Raw genomic sequence first — 15502 nt, 5'->3', positions numbered from 1 at the left:
TCTATGGGTCGGGCGCCCGGGGCGGAGGTGTGGCTGGTCACCCCGCCCCGGGGCCGTGTGCGGGTGCAGTTACAGAGCCGCGGGCACAAGCGCGTCCGCGTAGTCGGCAACGATCAGTCGGCCGATGTGCTCGGCGGCTGCGGGGATGACGGCGTTGCCGTATCCGGCAAGCTGCTCCACTTGGTGGGGAACCCCATCAACCAGGCGATCCACTCGGGGTTCGGCTTCAAGCCACTGACGCGCGGCCTGCCCTCGCGCAGCCACAGAAAGGCCATGTAGTCCTCTAGCTGCGAGCGGTGATCGCCGCTCTCCGCGCGGGACCATGCGATCCCGTGGGGTCCCATTGAGGCCCTGGGAGTGGGCCACGAGGAGGACCCGTTCACGGGCAGCCTGAGGGGCGCCGAACTCGGGCGCTGAAAACACTCGCCACTCCGCATCGAGCCCGTCAGCGGCCAGGTCACCGAGGAGCCATCCGAAGGCGTCGGTGTCTCGAACAAGGTCGGCGACGTTCTCCACGAAGACGTAGTGGGGTCGTACGTGGCGCACAACGGAAGCCATTGCGGGCCACATCCATCGCTCATCGGCGATGCCGAGCTGCTTTCCGGCGATGCTGAAGGGCTGGCAGGGGAATCCGCCGGCAACGACGTGGACTTCGGGCCGGGGCTCGGAGTCCCACCAGGCGGCGAAGGTGCGTACGTCGTCATGGCGGGGGACCTCCGGCCAGTGGTGGGCTAGCACTTGCCGGCAGAACGGGTTGACCTCGACCTGGGCGACGGTCGTCATGCCGGCCTGCTCCAAGCCCAGTTCGATGCCGCCGATCCCGGAGAACAGGGAGACGACGTTCACGACCCGCTCCCGGCCTGCTGCTTGACCTCGGCGGCGGTGACGTGGGCCTGTGGGAACTCGGCGGGCACGGTCGTCTCGCTGCGGCGGATGGACTCGTAGACGATGTGGAGTTCGGCCAGGTCGGGGTTCGTCCACTTCCCGGACTCGCGGCCGCGGTGCGTCTCCAACTGGGCGAGGGTGACCCCGAGTTCCTCGTACGCTGCGATGGCCTCGGCCGTGCGCTCGGACAGCGGCTTGTCACCGGCGCCGTTCTCGATGGTGTTGGTCGCGGTGGCTCGAGCCTGGTTGCGATACCAGGACGGCAGCACAGTGAAGATCATTTCCCGGAGGCGGCGGGCGCCGTTGTTGCTGTTCGACTCGTAGACGTCGCGCGGGTCCTCAAGACGCGTGCTGCCGTTGGTCTTGGTGTAGCGGGTGTGCGGCACGATGAACGTCGTGGACGCGCGCTCGTTGGTCTCCAAGTCCCAGGCCCACGCCTGCATCTCGGACTCGCCGGCCACGTCGTCACGGCGCAGCTCGTGAACGCCGTGGTGCAGGTTGCCCCAGCAGCGGGCCAGCTCCTTCGCGAACTGGATCGTCTCGCCGGACACGTTCGAGCCGCCGCGGTTGAAGCGGAAGAACGAGCGGGACGCGAGGTCGTGCTGCCGGAAAGCCGTGGTCATCTTCTGCACGGCGAGCGCCTCGTTACGAGGGAACTGCCGGGCGACGATGACCGCGGCCTGAACCTCGGCGACGGCGCGGGACTGCTCAACCGCGGTGCCCTGACCGACGAACTGAGGGGCGGGCGCGGCCGGAGCCGCGTACTGCTCGGGAAGGTTGTTCACAGGTACTCCTCGGTGTCACGCTTCTCCGCCCACACGGGCAGGGGCAGGGGCACGATGTCGTCGTGGTAGGCGGGCCAGCGGCCGGAGGCGGTGCACTCGGTGAAGGTGTCGAGGGCGCGGCGGTTGCGGGCGGCACCGATGCGGCGGGCGAACACGTCGGCCTCGAACACGGTCACGACGTACGGCGCAGTCTTCTCCTGGCACACGAACACGAACGCGGCGTCGGCCGCGGCGAGGCCCAGCGCGCGGGCGCCGCGCCGGTACCAGTCGTCTTGCTGGTGGTAACCGAACTCGTGCATCGCCTTGGCCAGGGCCTCGGGCTCGGCCGAGCGGCAGGTCTTGTAGTCCGCCAGGATCAGCCGACCGTCGCGGGCGTCGGGCAGCCAGTCGAGCCGGACCCTGCACATCACGCCGGTCCGCTCGTCGCGCCAGAACAGCGACCGCTCCGGGGTGCCGCGGGCGGGGTCGAACAGCAGCGAGGCGATCGGGTGCCGGCGGATGGCCTCGGCCATCGCGTGCACCTGCTCGTACTCGGCGCGCTTGAGCGGCACGGCGCCGACGGCGCGGGCCTCTTTCACCTCGGCCTTGGCGGCGGCGGTGTCCCACCGCTCGTAATCGACGAGCTGCAAGTCAGGGCCCTCGCCGAGCACGAGCTTGTGCGCGGCGTTCCCGATGTCCCACACCTTCTTCGGAGGCTGCGGGTTGTCCTGCTCCCACCGGAAGATTGCCGGGCACGACGGGGCGAGCAGGCGGCGCGCGCCGCTGGACGACAGGGCGTACCGGTGCGAGTGGTACTCCTCGTTGCTCATCTCGTAGAGGCCGGGCTCAGTGATCGGGGCCGGGCCGGAGGCCGGGGCCTGAGCCCCGGCCTGCACGGTCGTCGTCACGCGGCCACCCCCTTGGCGGCGTAGCGGGCGCGCTGCCAGGCGTTGAAGCACGTACGGCAACGCCGGTGCCCGTCGGTCTTGTTGATCGTGTTCTCGGGCGTGAACTCGTGGCCGGCCGTGCACCGGTTCTCCCGGGCGGCGACCGCCGAGGGCGCCATGCCGCGCCTCGTGTTCTCGGCGATCGTCACGACGGCGAGGTGGTGCGGGTTGACGCACGAGCGGTGTAGGCACTGGTCGCCGCCGGGGCAGGCGTCCGTGTGGCACTCGTGGTCGACGACGTGCCCGGTCGGGACGGGCCCGTGCCGGTACACAGCGGCGATGGTGTGCGCGCCCCGCATGGTGCCGCCGATCCTGAACTGCCCGTATCCCGTCTTGGGGTTGACGGCGGCGGTCCACTGCCAGCACTCGGCGGCCGTGCCGATCTGCACCTTGGCCCAGAACCGGTCGACGAGGTACGTACGGCGGCCGGGCTTATCGATCGCGACCAGGAACCCATCGAGCGCGAGCGCCCGCAGGTCCTTACGAGCGGTGTTCCGGCCGGCCGTCGGCCACGGGGAGCCGTCGAGCAGCTGCACGGCGCGGGCGACGGTGACGGCCTGGCCGTCGGTGACGAGCGCGGCGAGCAGGTAGCCGCGTCTGGTCTCGGTGCTGATCACCGGCGACCTCCTTTGGTCAGGCGGCACACCACGGCGGAGCCGAGGGCGTACAGCGCCATGGCGATGGCGATGATCAGGAGCACGGTTCCGATCACAGGGCACCGCCCGTCTGCTGTTGCTGTCCGGCGAGCAGCGCGCGCAGCTTGCGCACCTGCGGCGCCACGTCGTCGGTGAGCAGGGGCTCGGCCACGGAGGTGAGGGCGTAGGCGATGGGGTCCTCGTCGACGGGCCGCGACTCGGCGCGCTCGGCCTCGAGGTCGGCGACCCGCTCGCGCAGCTGCTGCAACTCGGCGGCCTGCTCGGGGGAGTTGAGGAGTCTGGCGGAGTCGAGGGCGAGCGCGATGCCGGCGGCGAGACGGCCCTGCTCCTGCGCGGCGAGGATGACCCCGGCCGCCGCGTTGATCGCGCGGCAGTTCACGCGATCACCACCGACCGGGCCGGGTCCCACGTGCAGGACTCCGTGCCCTTCTGCTTCTCGTCGCGGCAGATGCCCGGCTGGTGGCCCGGCGATCGCTGGCACTTGTGCTCCATGTGCTCGGGGCACTGGCTGCCGCAGAACTGCACCTCGTTCAGCGGCACTGCCTTGAACTGGGTGGTCGGCTGCTCGACCGGTTGGATCTCCATACCGTGCCGCTTGGCCCACGTGCGGGCGTGCTTCTCGTCCTGCTGCGCCACGTGCGCCGTGAAGTCGACGTAGCCGTACACGTGGTACGTGATCGGCCCGAACACCAGGTCCGTGTACGCGTTGCCGTGCTCGGTGTACTGCACGCTCAGCCCGTGCGTAGTTGCGACTTCCTCGACAGCCGAGTTCGCGCCCAGCGGCAGCAGGATGCGCTCGCTGTCCGCGCACGGCATGGTCGGCGTCGACTCCAAGGTGTCGGCGAGCGCGCGCAGTCCGGCGATGTACTCGCCGCGGTGGTCTGCGATGATGTCGGTCACGGTGACCTCTCTTGATCGTTGGTTGGGGTTGCCGGTCGTGGTCGCTCGGGCCTGCCAGTCGGAGCGGCCATCGGCGTTTCTGGGGCGAGGTCAGGCGGCGACGGGCGAGACCTGGCTCGCCTCGTTGTTCCGCTTGATGTCGTCGGCGGTGAAGGTGATGCGCCCGTTGTCCTGGTGGTGCCAGATCTTTCGGGCATGGCACTTCGCCTTGAGCGTTCGCACGCTGGTGAACGGCAGGAGCTGCAGGTCAACGACCTCCTGCGGGGTCCAGCGGCGGAGCGCGGTCTCGTCCACAACTTGCGTCGTGCGCTTCCGGGGCACGGCGTCTCCTTGGTGGGTGATGTCGCCGATGTCGACGGCGAGGGCGTCGGCGACCGCGCGGAGTCGTTCCGGCTCGGGGCGTTTGATCTGGTCGGTTTCCAGCCGCGACAAGTAGCTGCGGTGGACTCCGGTCTGCTCTTGAAGTGCACGCAGACTCAGACCACGCTCATTTCTGAGGTCCCGGATGCGGGTTCCGTTCGGTCTCACGCTCAGAATCTAAGTGCAACCTGAGTACAAGGTCAAGCATTCTGAGTACACACCCTCAGAAACTGAGGCCCCATCTGTCTCACCGAATGGCGCCAGAGTGCATATGCGGGGCGCATGATGCGTCCACCCAGTCCTGAAACGACTGCTAATGCGCAGGTCAAAGGCTCAGAAGTGGCGTCCCATCAGTCTCAGATATGAGGCATGATGGTGAGCCATGGATCGAGACGACTGGGCACTCCTCGGCGCCACGCTGAAGCGCGACCGCAGGCGGCAGGGCCTGACACAGCAGGAAGCCGCTGACGCACTGGACGCAGGACTCTCCTCGATCCAGGCGATTGAGCGCGGGCACGAGTACAGCAAGCCCACGCGCACGATCCGTCAGTACGCGGCGCTGTTGCACTGGACCGACGGCTCTGTCGAGCAGGTGCTCGGCGGCGGCGAGCGGACCCTGATCCATGCCGAGGCCCCGGACTCGACGCCGGCCGACGCGGACCTCGAGGACAGGCGCCTGCCGCTGCGGATCGTTCACGAACTGTCGGACGACGGCGAGCTACTCGACACCGCTGTGATCAAGATCGGCGAGAAGGGCCGCGCGGTCATCGTCGTCAAAGGCGAACCGGGCGTCGCGGCCGAGGAGTTGCTCGAGGAGCTGCGCGCCTGGAACCGGAAGCGGGCGAGCCTCGAAGAAGGAGATGCCACAGAGCCCCCAGCAGCCGCTGAAGGCTCATAGCAGCTCGCGTGTCCCCCTACGTACAAAGGGTCCACAACTGCCCCGAAAGTGTGGAACCATGACCGGACGCTGACCAGGGGGCCACCATTCGGACAGGGGTGGTGCTGGTGTGCGTCAAATTCTGTGTGCGTCTGATCTGTGTGGTGGGTATGCCCCGCAGTACCCAGGTCTTCATCGACCTTGAGCGCACCCCCGATCACCTCGAAGTCCTCACCGACGCATCGCTGTTCAGGCGAAGCGGACTGACCCGCTACGGCGCCCAGGCCGTCGATGAGGCACTAACGAGAGTCGACCCCCGCCTCAACTTGCGAACCGCCCGGACCTGCGCCGCGCATGCGCCCCACGCGATCGCGGTCTGAACTCACCATCACAGCGGGGAAGTCGAGGGGGTTGCGCCGTGGCGTATGCAGAGAAGGTCTACAAGGTTCGGGACGGGAAACAGACGAAGCAGTTCACGTGGCGTGCCTGCTACCGCGACCCGAGCGGCAAGAAGTGCACCGAGCCGGGGTTCGACACGCAGAAGCTGGCCCGGGCGTGGGGCGTCGAGCAGGAGCGCCTCATCAAGGCGGGCGTCTGGATCGACCCAACGAAACGGGCTACGACGTTCGGCGAGTTCGCCACGATCTTCATGGCGTCCCGGCGAAAGCGCGGCCGCACCGGCGGCACGCGCTGGGATCGGCTCGACAACCACATCCTGCCGCGCTGGAAGGACGTGCCGCTCGGCGCGATCACATGGTTCGACGTCGACTCGTGGCAGCAGTCCATGACGATCGAGGACGTGAGCCGCGGGCACTGCGTCTCCCTCATGTCGACGATCATGACGGGTGCGATGGATGCCGGGTACATCACAGTCAACCCCTTGTTCGGCCGGCGCCGCACTCGGGACACCTCGGGCGAGGCGGCCCGACCCCGGCCGCCAAAGATCCGGCGCGATGGCGGGGTGCGGCCCGAGGACGCGGTGCGTATCGCCGAACGGCTCGGCCCCGCTCGAGGTACCCACATCCTCACGACCGCTTTCTCCGGGCTGCGGTGGGGCGAGGGCCTCGGCCTGCATCGGGACAACACGTTGCTGTGGCGGCGCCAACAGTGGGGTGCCGGCGAGTTCGTCTGTCCGGTCTTGCGCGTCGTCGAGGAGTACGCCGAGTACCAGCGTCGCGACGAGCAAGGGAACAAGCTGGGCTACGTGCTGCAGCTGGAGCCGACGAAGAACGACGGCAGCACCCGCGACATCGACGTGCCTCCGTTCCTGGCCCGCCTGTTGCGCTGGCAACTGGACGACTGGCCGCACGAGCGGCCGTTCGCTACGGACAGCGGCAAGCCGTGGCGCCGCGGCAACTGGGCTCGGACGTTCCGGCCGGCATGCGACGGGCGCGAGGAGCGAACGAGGCGGCGGGGCGTCGCGTATCGGGAGGCGTGGGACCCGATCTGCGAGGGCCTCGACATGCGGGCGCTGCGCGCGCTGCACGACACCCTGCAGTCCGAGCTGGGAGTGAAGGAGCCACTCGCATTCGAGGCGGCCGGGCACCGCCGGCCGGGCATCAAGCGGCACTACCAGAAACCGACACCCGCAATGCGGGCCGAGCGCATCGAGGGGCTCGAGGCCGTATTCTGGGAGGCGATGGCGAACGCCGGACTCCGCACACTGTGGGATCGCGTGGACCTGGTGAAGCACCCGTAGCGGCTCGCTCCTAAATCGCTCCTAAACGATCTACGTTGAGCGGCCCATAGACGAGGTGGCCAGCAGCGTTCCCGCCCCAAAGCGCCATTCTCCTAAAGCGGGTGTCGCAGGTTCGAATCCTGCCGGGGGCACCAGTTCAAGGGCCTCGGACCGGTCACGGTCCGGGGCCCTTGGCATCTACAGCTGACATCAACGCGCGCGGTCACTGACGACCGCGACGGGGCGGGCCCACATGCCCGAAGCCACAGCGGTCGTCGCCTCACCGTCACCGCACGTTAGGGGGAGCATGCCCGCGCCTCTTGCTCTCAGGTTCGAGCGGCGAACCACGAAGGGCGCCCACAACGACCTGCAATTGCGTATTGCCTCGTACCGTCACCGATGCGATTCGTACTACCTCGCCATCGACGAGTCACCCACCGCGCTGCGGCACCTCGGCGCGAGTCTGGCCCGCCTGCTGGACCAATGGCTGGAGCAGGTCGACGAGCTGCGGGTTGCAGGAGGCGTCGCCTACTTGCCCTACGACTTCTCGGACCAGTGCACGGCCTGGCTGCGTGTCTCATCGGCAGACGGGTGCGCAGCGGACGTCCAGGCCGGCTGGAGCCTCGCAGAGGGGTGGGGCATCGAACCCTCCAACTACCGTGCAACGGCACCGGAGATCACAGACTTCGATCCGATCCCCAGCGCCCGGATCGAGTGCTCGATGAGCGACCTGATGCAGTGCCTCGCAGCCAACCGTGAAGCTCTGGCGGCCACGGGGCCGTAGCGCGATAGAACTTTCCCTACTTCATCAAGACCGGCTGCGCTCCGCTCCGCCGGTTAGCCGGGAGCATGAGTCGAGCACCCGACGCACACCGGCCTCGGTCAAAGACGATGCCTCCGGCGGGGGATCGGCCGGCACCGGGGGCCGGGGGTCGCGCTGCCGAGTGCGGGCACGTCGTTGGTTGCGGGGAGCTCCCATCCCGTCCACCGTCGACCCAGGCAAAGCCGAGCAGACGTGGCCCCTGGTGTCCAGGTCGTTCGTACAGTGGCGCGCTCCAACTGGACGCCAGGGGCCACGCCCGCTCCACATCCGTGTAGGTCGACGGCGGACGGGATGGAGTACCGCGCGACTCACCAACCCCGACGACTAAGCGGACTCCGGCCACCTATTTGTCAGTGTCGTGCCGTAGGACTGTGGAGACCGGAAATGAGGCTCCGGGAAAACCTCTCATCATAAGGGGCTCCACTGACAACCCTGGATGATCGGGAATTCTCCTGCAACCCTCGCCGGGCAAACCCTTCAGAATAAGGGGTGCCACTAACAAATCAAGGTGTTCAACAAACGGGGGTTGAAACACCCGCTCAAGCGTGATGCTCGTCACCAGATCAAATAGGGGAAACCGCAGGTCAGCGAATTCCTGCATGATCCGTTTTGGCGCCAGAGCGTTCATCTACTCCGGAGATTCGCCAGAAATGGTTGCGGGGTTGTGAATAGTGGTGGAACGACATTGGCGACGGTCGACCACTGCCGAGGCAACTCCCGCTCGGCAAGCGGCCGTTGGAGCTGAATGTCAGTCCCATGCGCTAGCGTCGCTGCCACCCAAAACGACTGAGGCGCCCGCCTCCCGCGAAGAAGTTAGGGCGCCTCACCGATGAACCGAAGGGGAACTATGGATCCACTCTTGGCCCGGAATGCGCTCCGCCAAAACGGAGGCATTACATCTCGCACTCTCGCACACGGCACTGACAGCCGCAACCGCTTTTTGATCTTGCTCGGCACCATTCTGAGCTGTGTGATCAATGGCGACACCATGTCCGCGATATTGCGCCAGGCAACGTGGCTGGTGGTAGCCGTGATCGTCCTAATCGCTGTCCAGATCTTGGATAGCCGACTGCGGAGCCGCTCCCGCTTTCGCGGCGGACATCACGCGCTACGGCTGCACGGCAACGTAGCCCCGCAACTGGGGTGACCTCTGCCAGCCCATAGCGATCTCCGGAGCCTTCATGCGGTCCCGGCGGCCGTGAGTAGCTGATCCGGGCACTGTGGATCAGAAGGCATACCCTGTTAGGTGGCGAGGTCGTCCGCACGGTAAAGGCCGGGACCCGGGGTGCGACAAGGGTCGGCTGCCGCACCACTCAAGCCCGTGCCACACCCGTGCCAGATCGGACGGGAAACCACGGGGAACGGCAGGCATGAAGTCGACCGCGCCGAGGGGGCGTTAAGGCGCTCCCTCGCAGGTCAGGGGCTCAACTCCCCCTAGATCAACCGAGCTTCCCAAGCTGAGATGGGTGTGGCTCTTCTGGAGGGATGACCGCCTAGGTTCATGTGTGGGCTCGGTGTCGGCGGCGATGCCATGTCAGTGCGGGAGACGCAAGGGCAAGGACGAACGCGATGCCCGCAGTGATCATGGACGGCCTCGTCTGTCCTTGGGCAAGCACGTACACCCCACCAGCGATACCACCCAGCGCTACGCCGAGTGCAGGCGGCCAATGGCACGTGGCCAGTCCCGTGATCACCACCACGAGCGTCGGCATCACTGCGAGAAACACCACCCAAAACGGCCACGGGACGCTGTGGTGCGGAGCAACGCAGTCACCCCTGATGCCAGGCTCGCAACGGGCTATGAACCCAGAGATCCCCCAGCTCATAAACAGCATGACAAGGGCCCCGAGCAGAATCCACCAGAGGCTCGTTTCATCGAGCGGTCGAGTTCGCGACAAGCGCCTCGCGCCCACCTTGCGCTCTCTGCCAGGTCCCATACCGCTGTGACCATAGGGGTGTGGTGCTGCTCCAGGGAAGCCCCGATCCTGCACGGGCCGGCCGACAGATGTGACTCTCCTCGGCGGCCATCCCTCCAGAGGAGCTACACCCAGCTGAGATTCTGGCAATCGTTTGGCGCCTTAGGTTCGCTGCAGAACCTTCCGCATCTCCTCGGTCAACGCTGCCCGAGTCTGGCGGGCGGATCGCCAAGCATTGACGTACTCCGAGGAGTTCGGGGCGTGGCCAGCAGCCACCGCGTCGTGAAAGTCGAGCACAGACAGGGTGGCGCTTGCGGCTCTGTCGACGATCGCCCGTTGCGCCACCAGTTCCAGTTGTTGCTGTGCTGCGTAGACACCGTGTTCGGCGATCGCGACGTGCCCCTTGCCGACACGCTCAGGGGAAGTCTCTGCCCGAGAAAATGCGTCCTTGGCTGTCGAAAGAGCCGTGAGGTACGCCGTGAAGGCGGCGCGCAGCGTGTCACGATCCCGCTCCGAACGGTCGCGCCGCCAGCGGACATGATCAGCAAGGAGCGTGGCGAGCACGCCAAGCACCGTGCCCACGGCTGTCGCTGCAAGCGTCGACCATTGCATGCGCCCCCCTCAGGTTCCTGCGCGAGCGGTTCGTGCTCCCAGCCAGCAGTACAGCAGCGAAGTACCGCAACTTCAGCAACCGCCAGCAACTTGTCCCGTCGGCTTAGGACCTTGATGCGGCCGATATGACCACCCACGACCGACCTTCATAGAGCTACGGATTAGATGTTCCTCGTGCCACAGCCGTGCCAGAACGAGCGGGGAGCCACGGGGAACGGCAGGTGCCGGCGGGGGGTGTACTCCACATCCGCTGGACTGCTCCTTGCGCAGGTCAGCCGCCAAGTCGCCCAACCTCGCTCCTAAAGCGGTGCTGACAGCGCCCTGCCTTCGCAGGATCAACATCTATCGGCTGCTCGGCCAAGCCCAGGCTGATGTCACAGGTGGCTGGCATGCTACGAGCAGTCGACAGAGGGGGGCCTATGTCCGTACCAAGTAAGTGGAAAATTGCACAGCATTGGAATGAAAGCCCGAGAAGGGAAGTTTTCGCACCACACCTGTTGCTTGATGAGCCATGTTGCTTCGCTTGCGGGTGGTTCTCAGAGCGATGGAAGCGAACCACTGCCCAAGCCTCATGGCAGCGTGCCAATCTCGAACGAGCCCACATCATCCCCAGCAGCCTCGGCGGGTCAGACGACGCGAGCAACCTGCTCCTACTCTGTAGGCCTTGCCATCAAGAATCTCCAGACTGGGCGGACCCCGCCCAGATGGCTCGCTGGATCGCGACCAGAGAAGAGCGCCCCAGTAGGGAACTTGAGACCTTCTTAGCCTGGTTTGCGGCAGTGGAGAAGGCTCCGGATTTCAAGGACGCCCTAGCCTCTGTCATCTCGGAGGAGGGGGCAACTGAGCGAGTTTCGGAGCTCCTTCAGGACCTCCTCGGCCGAGCAGGAACCCACTTCGGCGTTGGATTCAGCCAAGGCACACGTGTCGCCGTGCTTCAGGCAGCTGCCGATGAGATCAACAGACGTGTTCAGCAGACAGGCCAGGAGGCTGATGAATCTCGGTCGGTTGACATCCAAGACTGACATCAACGCCTGCGTACAGCAGCAGTCGTGCATGATCTCGCTCAGCCACAGCGTTCAGACAATCTTACGGCCGAGCTGAGCCTTGATCGAACTCCTAAATCGAGTGTCGACAGGTCGAAATTTGACGGGCACCAGCTCAGTAGGGGCCTCACCTCCGGATTTTCGGAGCCCTACTGGCATCTGTACTACGGAGCCGCGGGGCGGGAAGCCGACTCGCCCGCGTCGCAGCTACTCGTCGTCGCCCTCGTCGTACCCCGGGAAGAGCCTCGTTCCGAGACAGGCGCCGCCCACGAAGCCCAGGATCCCGGCCACCACGGCGCCAAAGCCGGCGTCGGTGCCGCCCAGTTTCCACACCATGATCGCGGCCCCGAGCGCGCACACCGCAGCAAGCACTGCGACTGGTGGGCGGGTCCACCTGTCGTGTCCCCGGACAGGGCCGTGCATGTTCATGCATCCACCGTGACATGCATGTTTGGCGAGTAGGGAGGGACCAAGGTCACCGGTTACTCCGTCGCCCGACGATTCGCCGGCTCCGCAGGCAGAAGTGGAGGGCAAGGATCTGGGACTGGCTCCCGCTTGAGGCGTGCGATGTACGCCTCCAGCAGTCGGACCGCCGGGCCGTGTCCGTAGTGGAAGGCGAAAAGTCGCGGAACCTTACCGCTGGGGCCTGCAAGTTCTGGGTCGGCTCCGTATGCAAGGAGCACGGCAGTACACGCGGCATCAAGAGGTTCTCCGGTCTGGGCCGCTCCGTCTGCCTCCATGTCGATGGCGTGCAAGAGCAGCGTCAAGTTCCCGGACACCTCATTCGGATCGGTGCCGGTATCCAGCAACCTCGTCAGCTCCGCCAAGTCGCCATGTTCAACGGCATGGTGAGCTGGGCTGTCGGGCACACCCAACCAAGGCTCATAGTCCATGGTTCTGATCCAACATCAGATGGTCCGCCCTCGTGCGGCATCGGAGTACCGCAACCGCAACCGCCCGAATCGACCATGCCCCACGTCCCGTGAGATCGGGCTACTCCGGTGGACGGGAGTAGCGCTCCACAGTGGCCTTGGACGTCGATGTGTCGAGCAGCCGCAGTTCCCACGGGCCCGTGTTCACGTCGAAGTCCTTGCCGAAGCCGACCCACTTGCCCGCCATCCGGCGTCCGGTCGGCTCGATGAGCATCTGGATCGCGCCGTGGTAGCGGGCGCCCCGGTAGTACCCGCCCGAAGCGGTCTGCTCGACCCACGACCCGGTGACGATGTTCCGGTCCGCCGTGAGGTCGAGGTGCAGGGGACTGTCCGGGTTACTGGACGCACCCGGCAGCGACTCGGCCGTGAGCCGGTTGCCCCGGTGCACGACGAGGACGTGGTGCTTGCCCTCGTACGAGGTGTCGCGGCCGGAGGAGTAGAACTCGTAGCGGCTCAGCCAGATACCCGAGTAGTCCACGGCCTGGGCGTCCGGCGCCGTCTCGGGCGCCCCTGACGCTTCCTGGACGCCGGACGCCCCGGCGTCCATGTCGTGGCCGCCCGCGCCGTCCTCGTGGACGCGGGAGGAAGGCACGGCGAGCGCGAACCCGAGTGATTCGATGGGTCGACCCGTGAACCGCTGAAGCGCGCGGGCGTACAGCGGGCGGCACGTCCGGGTCTGGCCCGACTCCCATCGTTGTACGAGGCGCTTGCTGGCTTCGTTGGGTTCGCCCAGGTCCTTGCCGGTCTTTCGGAGGCCGTTCGCGAACTCGTCCTGCGAGAGCCGCATGCCGATTCGCACGGCACGCAGGACGTCGTTCGTCTGGACCTGTGCTGTGGTGGTCATGGTCCGAGGCTAGCCTCGCGCCCGCTCCAATGACACCGGTTTGACGCCTTCGTGTGACGCCGACTTGCCGCCTTTCGGACGCCTGGAACGTCGTCGCGATGGTCGTGGCGCGTCCAGAAGATGGGAGCCATGTCCATCCGGATCAGCGTGTACACGGTGAGAGCCGACGGCAGTCAGACCGCCTCACGGACCCTCTATGAAGGCGAGGGCTCCGACGAGCCGATAGCGACCAGCGTGTTGCCGCCGTGCTCCTGCCCTGTCTGCCGCCGACGCGGAGGACGCTCACCAGGCACCACCACGAATCCCCAATCGCGTGGAGGCACATCAGCATGAGCACCGCCGTGAAGGTCCGCGACCCGAAGACGTTCGTTCCCTCGGCCGTGTGGGAGCGGCAAGTAGCACTGATCATGCGGGGCACCGAGATCAGCATCGAGAAGGCAGAGCGCATCTTCGGCCAGACCGTCGCCTACTTCGTGACAGCCGGAGAGAACCCTGACCTCCTCGTTGGCCCGTCCCCCGAGGTGGACAAGGGTGTCCACTCGTTCATGCTCGACACCATCCCGTACCACCAGTTCACGTACGGGCACTTCGGCCGGTACGTCCACCACGTCCCCGAACTCGAAACCGACCTGTGCGTCCAGTGCACCAACAACGGCGGCGGTGACGGCAAGAAGGGGGGCGACGTGGCGTGCGTCAGCGACGACGACAAGGTGGAGGCGGCCGAGGGCCGACCGATGGTCCTTGAGCAGACCGTGAAGGCCATCGAAGCTGCTGGCTTCGCCGTCGACCGCGAGCTGTGGAACATGGGCGTCAAGTGCACTCAATGCCATGCCGGGTGCACCGACTCACCCAACACGGGCAAGGGCAAGTAGACAGCAAAGCACAAGAGTTGGAGCCCGTCCCTCTACATTCGGGGCGGGCCCCTTCCCCCTGAGAGGAACCGTCCGCATGTCGCTCGCCGAGACCTGGGACCGCTTCGCCAAGGAGCGCGCACCGCGCCGTGCGGTGAACGCGCGGGGGCGGTCGACGTGGCTCAACTGGACGCAGTACCCGGACCACGGCCCCGACGAGGGCGTTCTCGGTACGTCGTTGGCGGGCCTGAGGGTGTTGGAGCTGGGCTCAGGGAACGGCGACAACCTCGCCCACCTGGCCACGCTCGGCGCCGCCTGCACGGGCGTGGACGTCGCCCCGAGCCGCGAGGCCGCCGCACGCGAACGCTGGGGACACCTGCCGGGCCTGGACTTCCGTACGGCCGAGGCCGTCGACCACCTGACCACCGAGACCGCCACGTTCGATGTGGTGCTGTCCATCTTCGGCGCGGTCTGGTTCGTGGACCCGGACACGCTGCTGCCCCTCGTACGGGCCCGCATGAACGAGGGCGGCACCCTCGCGTTCTCCCATCTCCCGGCAGGCAGCCAGGAACTCACGCCGGGCCGCAAGGCCGGCATGCGCCACGACCACACACCCGCCGAGTGGACCGGGCTCCTGCACCGCCACGGTTTCACCGACGTACAAGCCGAGGTCATCGACCCGCCGACGGGCCAGAACACGGCAACGATGCTGATCCGGGCAACCGCGTAGCGACGCTGGGTACGAAGCCGTGAACGAGCCGCCATCCCGTCCGCCTCGCGGATCTTCGGCGGCACCGTCGCCTACGTCGCGCAGGGCCTGTTCCGCGGGATTGAGTGAGGGGCTGAAATGGCGTGCTACGTTCCGGAACCGTGACCAAGTACGTGCCGCCGCTGTGGCCCGTGTCGGTGAAGGGCGTGGCCCTGGACGCGAATGATCGCGTGTTGCTGCTCAAGAACGAGCGCGACGAATGGGAATTGCCCGGCGGACGGCTGGAGATCGGCGGTCCGGACGGGGCCGTTGTCGCCGATGACAGTCCGCAGGCCGCGCTGGAGCGGGAGATCCAGGAGGAGACCGGCTGGGAGGCCAAGGCCGGTCCGCTGGTCGAAGGCGGCGTATGGATCTACGAGCCCGTTCCGGGCCGCAAGGTCCTCATCGTCACTTACGGCTGCACCGTACTCACGCCCGGACGGGCACCTGTCGTCAGCTCTGAGCACAAGCAGCTCGGCATGTTCACTGCGGACGAAGTGCCAGGGCTGACCATGCCCGAGGCCTATAAGCAGTCCATTGCCGCTTGGTACCGATGCGCCGCTTCACGTCGCGGCCTGAGCAGGACGCCGCACATCAAGCAAGGCCTCGGGGGCTCGGGCCGCCGGGAATCCGATGGCTGACCGCCACATCCCTCGGTACCGTCCC

Annotated in this window: 17 protein-coding genes and 1 pseudogene; 8 read left to right on the top strand and 10 right to left on the bottom strand. The window is 66.7% G+C overall.

Going from position 1 to position 15502, the window contains the following annotated elements:
- Positions 1-69: 69 nt before the first annotated feature.
- The 7 genes from ACNYS0_RS23565 to ACNYS0_RS23535 form a co-directional block, all read right to left on the bottom strand.
- Positions 70-846 (bottom strand): DNA cytosine methyltransferase, encoded by a 777-nt coding sequence (locus tag ACNYS0_RS23565; protein ID WP_422476466.1) that lies wholly within the window; start codon positions 844-846, stop codon positions 70-72.
- Complete coding sequence (locus tag ACNYS0_RS23560) at positions 843-1670, bottom strand: hypothetical protein (protein WP_422476465.1); 828 nt, start codon at positions 1668-1670, stop codon at positions 843-845. The genes ACNYS0_RS23565 and ACNYS0_RS23560 overlap by 4 nt, the downstream gene beginning before the upstream one ends.
- Complete coding sequence (locus tag ACNYS0_RS23555; RefSeq protein ID WP_422476464.1) at positions 1667-2557, bottom strand: PD-(D/E)XK nuclease-like domain-containing protein; 891 nt, start codon at positions 2555-2557, stop codon at positions 1667-1669. The genes ACNYS0_RS23560 and ACNYS0_RS23555 overlap by 4 nt, the downstream gene beginning before the upstream one ends.
- Positions 2554-3213 (bottom strand): HNH endonuclease signature motif containing protein, encoded by a 660-nt coding sequence (locus ACNYS0_RS23550; protein WP_422476463.1) that lies wholly within the window; start codon positions 3211-3213, stop codon positions 2554-2556. Before ACNYS0_RS23550 ends, ACNYS0_RS23555 begins: the two co-directional genes overlap by 4 nt.
- A gap of 91 nt (positions 3214-3304) precedes the next feature.
- Positions 3305-3631, bottom strand: a complete 327-nt coding sequence (locus ACNYS0_RS23545; protein WP_422476462.1) for a hypothetical protein — start codon at positions 3629-3631, stop codon at positions 3305-3307.
- The gene (locus tag ACNYS0_RS23540; RefSeq protein ID WP_422476461.1) at positions 3628-4152 is read right to left on the bottom strand and encodes a hypothetical protein; all 525 of its coding nucleotides are present in this window, start codon (positions 4150-4152) and stop codon (positions 3628-3630) included. The genes ACNYS0_RS23545 and ACNYS0_RS23540 overlap by 4 nt, the downstream gene beginning before the upstream one ends.
- Before the next feature lie 90 nt (positions 4153-4242).
- Entirely contained in the window at positions 4243-4680 is a 438-nt protein-coding gene (locus ACNYS0_RS23535) for a helix-turn-helix domain-containing protein (RefSeq protein ID WP_422476460.1), read from the bottom strand.
- Positions 4681-4894: 214 nt separating this feature from the next.
- Here ACNYS0_RS23535 and ACNYS0_RS23530 point away from each other — a divergent pair, with 214 nt between their 5' ends.
- From ACNYS0_RS23530 to ACNYS0_RS23520, 3 genes are all read left to right on the top strand, one after another.
- The gene (locus ACNYS0_RS23530) at positions 4895-5410 is read left to right on the top strand and encodes a helix-turn-helix domain-containing protein (RefSeq protein ID WP_422476459.1); all 516 of its coding nucleotides are present in this window, start codon (positions 4895-4897) and stop codon (positions 5408-5410) included.
- A gap of 397 nt (positions 5411-5807) precedes the next feature.
- On the top strand, positions 5808-7088 hold the full coding sequence (locus ACNYS0_RS23525; protein ID WP_422476458.1) for a hypothetical protein: 1281 nt from the start codon (positions 5808-5810) through the stop codon (positions 7086-7088).
- A gap of 286 nt (positions 7089-7374) precedes the next feature.
- The gene (locus ACNYS0_RS23520; protein WP_345743345.1) at positions 7375-7851 is read left to right on the top strand and encodes a hypothetical protein; all 477 of its coding nucleotides are present in this window, start codon (positions 7375-7377) and stop codon (positions 7849-7851) included.
- 2117 nt (positions 7852-9968) lie between these two features.
- On the opposite strand, the gene ACNYS0_RS23515 is transcribed toward ACNYS0_RS23520, so the two are convergent.
- Complete coding sequence (locus tag ACNYS0_RS23515) at positions 9969-10418, bottom strand: hypothetical protein (RefSeq protein ID WP_422476457.1); 450 nt, start codon at positions 10416-10418, stop codon at positions 9969-9971.
- A 371-nt stretch (positions 10419-10789) separates the two neighbouring features.
- Between ACNYS0_RS23515 and ACNYS0_RS23510 the strand changes: the two are divergent.
- Positions 10790-11101 (top strand): annotated as a pseudogene (locus ACNYS0_RS23510) (HNH endonuclease); the annotation flags it as partial.
- 21 nt (positions 11102-11122) lie between these two features.
- Complete coding sequence (locus tag ACNYS0_RS23505) at positions 11123-11440, top strand: hypothetical protein (protein ID WP_422482925.1); 318 nt, start codon at positions 11123-11125, stop codon at positions 11438-11440.
- A 228-nt stretch (positions 11441-11668) separates the two neighbouring features.
- On the opposite strand, the gene ACNYS0_RS23500 is transcribed toward ACNYS0_RS23505, so the two are convergent.
- Complete coding sequence (locus ACNYS0_RS23500; RefSeq protein ID WP_422476456.1) at positions 11669-11797, bottom strand: hypothetical protein; 129 nt, start codon at positions 11795-11797, stop codon at positions 11669-11671.
- A gap of 657 nt (positions 11798-12454) precedes the next feature.
- Positions 12455-13237 (bottom strand): helix-turn-helix domain-containing protein, encoded by a 783-nt coding sequence (locus ACNYS0_RS23495; RefSeq protein WP_422476455.1) that lies wholly within the window; start codon positions 13235-13237, stop codon positions 12455-12457.
- 329 nt (positions 13238-13566) lie between these two features.
- Here ACNYS0_RS23495 and ACNYS0_RS23490 point away from each other — a divergent pair, with 329 nt between their 5' ends.
- From ACNYS0_RS23490 to ACNYS0_RS23480, 3 genes are all read left to right on the top strand, one after another.
- Entirely contained in the window at positions 13567-14109 is a 543-nt protein-coding gene (locus tag ACNYS0_RS23490; RefSeq protein WP_422476454.1) for a glycine-rich domain-containing protein, read from the top strand.
- A gap of 76 nt (positions 14110-14185) precedes the next feature.
- The gene (locus tag ACNYS0_RS23485) at positions 14186-14818 is read left to right on the top strand and encodes a class I SAM-dependent methyltransferase (protein ID WP_422476453.1); all 633 of its coding nucleotides are present in this window, start codon (positions 14186-14188) and stop codon (positions 14816-14818) included.
- Between the two features lie 140 nt (positions 14819-14958).
- Entirely contained in the window at positions 14959-15477 is a 519-nt protein-coding gene (locus ACNYS0_RS23480) for an NUDIX hydrolase (RefSeq protein WP_422476452.1), read from the top strand.
- Positions 15478-15502 lie beyond the last annotated feature (25 nt).

This window comes from Streptomyces anthophorae, from assembly GCF_049310305.1.
GTDB lineage: Bacteria > Actinomycetota > Actinomycetes > Streptomycetales > Streptomycetaceae > Streptomyces.
The sequence above is the reverse complement of the archived record's forward strand: the minus strand, read 5'-3'. Positions and strand labels throughout refer to the sequence as shown.

Coding starts and splice junctions, on each gene's coding strand:
- ACNYS0_RS23530 (WP_422476459.1), top strand. CDS start 4,895: ATGGATCGAGACGACTGGGCACTCCTCGGCGCCACGCTGAAGCGCGAC.
- ACNYS0_RS23520 (WP_345743345.1), top strand. CDS start 7,375: ATGCCCGCGCCTCTTGCTCTCAGGTTCGAGCGGCGAACCACGAAGGGC.
- ACNYS0_RS23515 (WP_422476457.1), bottom strand. CDS start 10,418: ATGCAATGGTCGACGCTTGCAGCGACAGCCGTGGGCACGGTGCTTGGC.
- ACNYS0_RS23505 (WP_422482925.1), top strand. CDS start 11,123: ATGGCTCGCTGGATCGCGACCAGAGAAGAGCGCCCCAGTAGGGAACTT.
- ACNYS0_RS23500 (WP_422476456.1), bottom strand. CDS start 11,797: ATGGTGTGGAAACTGGGCGGCACCGACGCCGGCTTTGGCGCCGTGGTG.
- ACNYS0_RS23495 (WP_422476455.1), bottom strand. CDS start 13,237: ATGACCACCACAGCACAGGTCCAGACGAACGACGTCCTGCGTGCCGTG.
- ACNYS0_RS23490 (WP_422476454.1), top strand. CDS start 13,567: ATGAGCACCGCCGTGAAGGTCCGCGACCCGAAGACGTTCGTTCCCTCG.
- ACNYS0_RS23485 (WP_422476453.1), top strand. CDS start 14,186: ATGTCGCTCGCCGAGACCTGGGACCGCTTCGCCAAGGAGCGCGCACCG.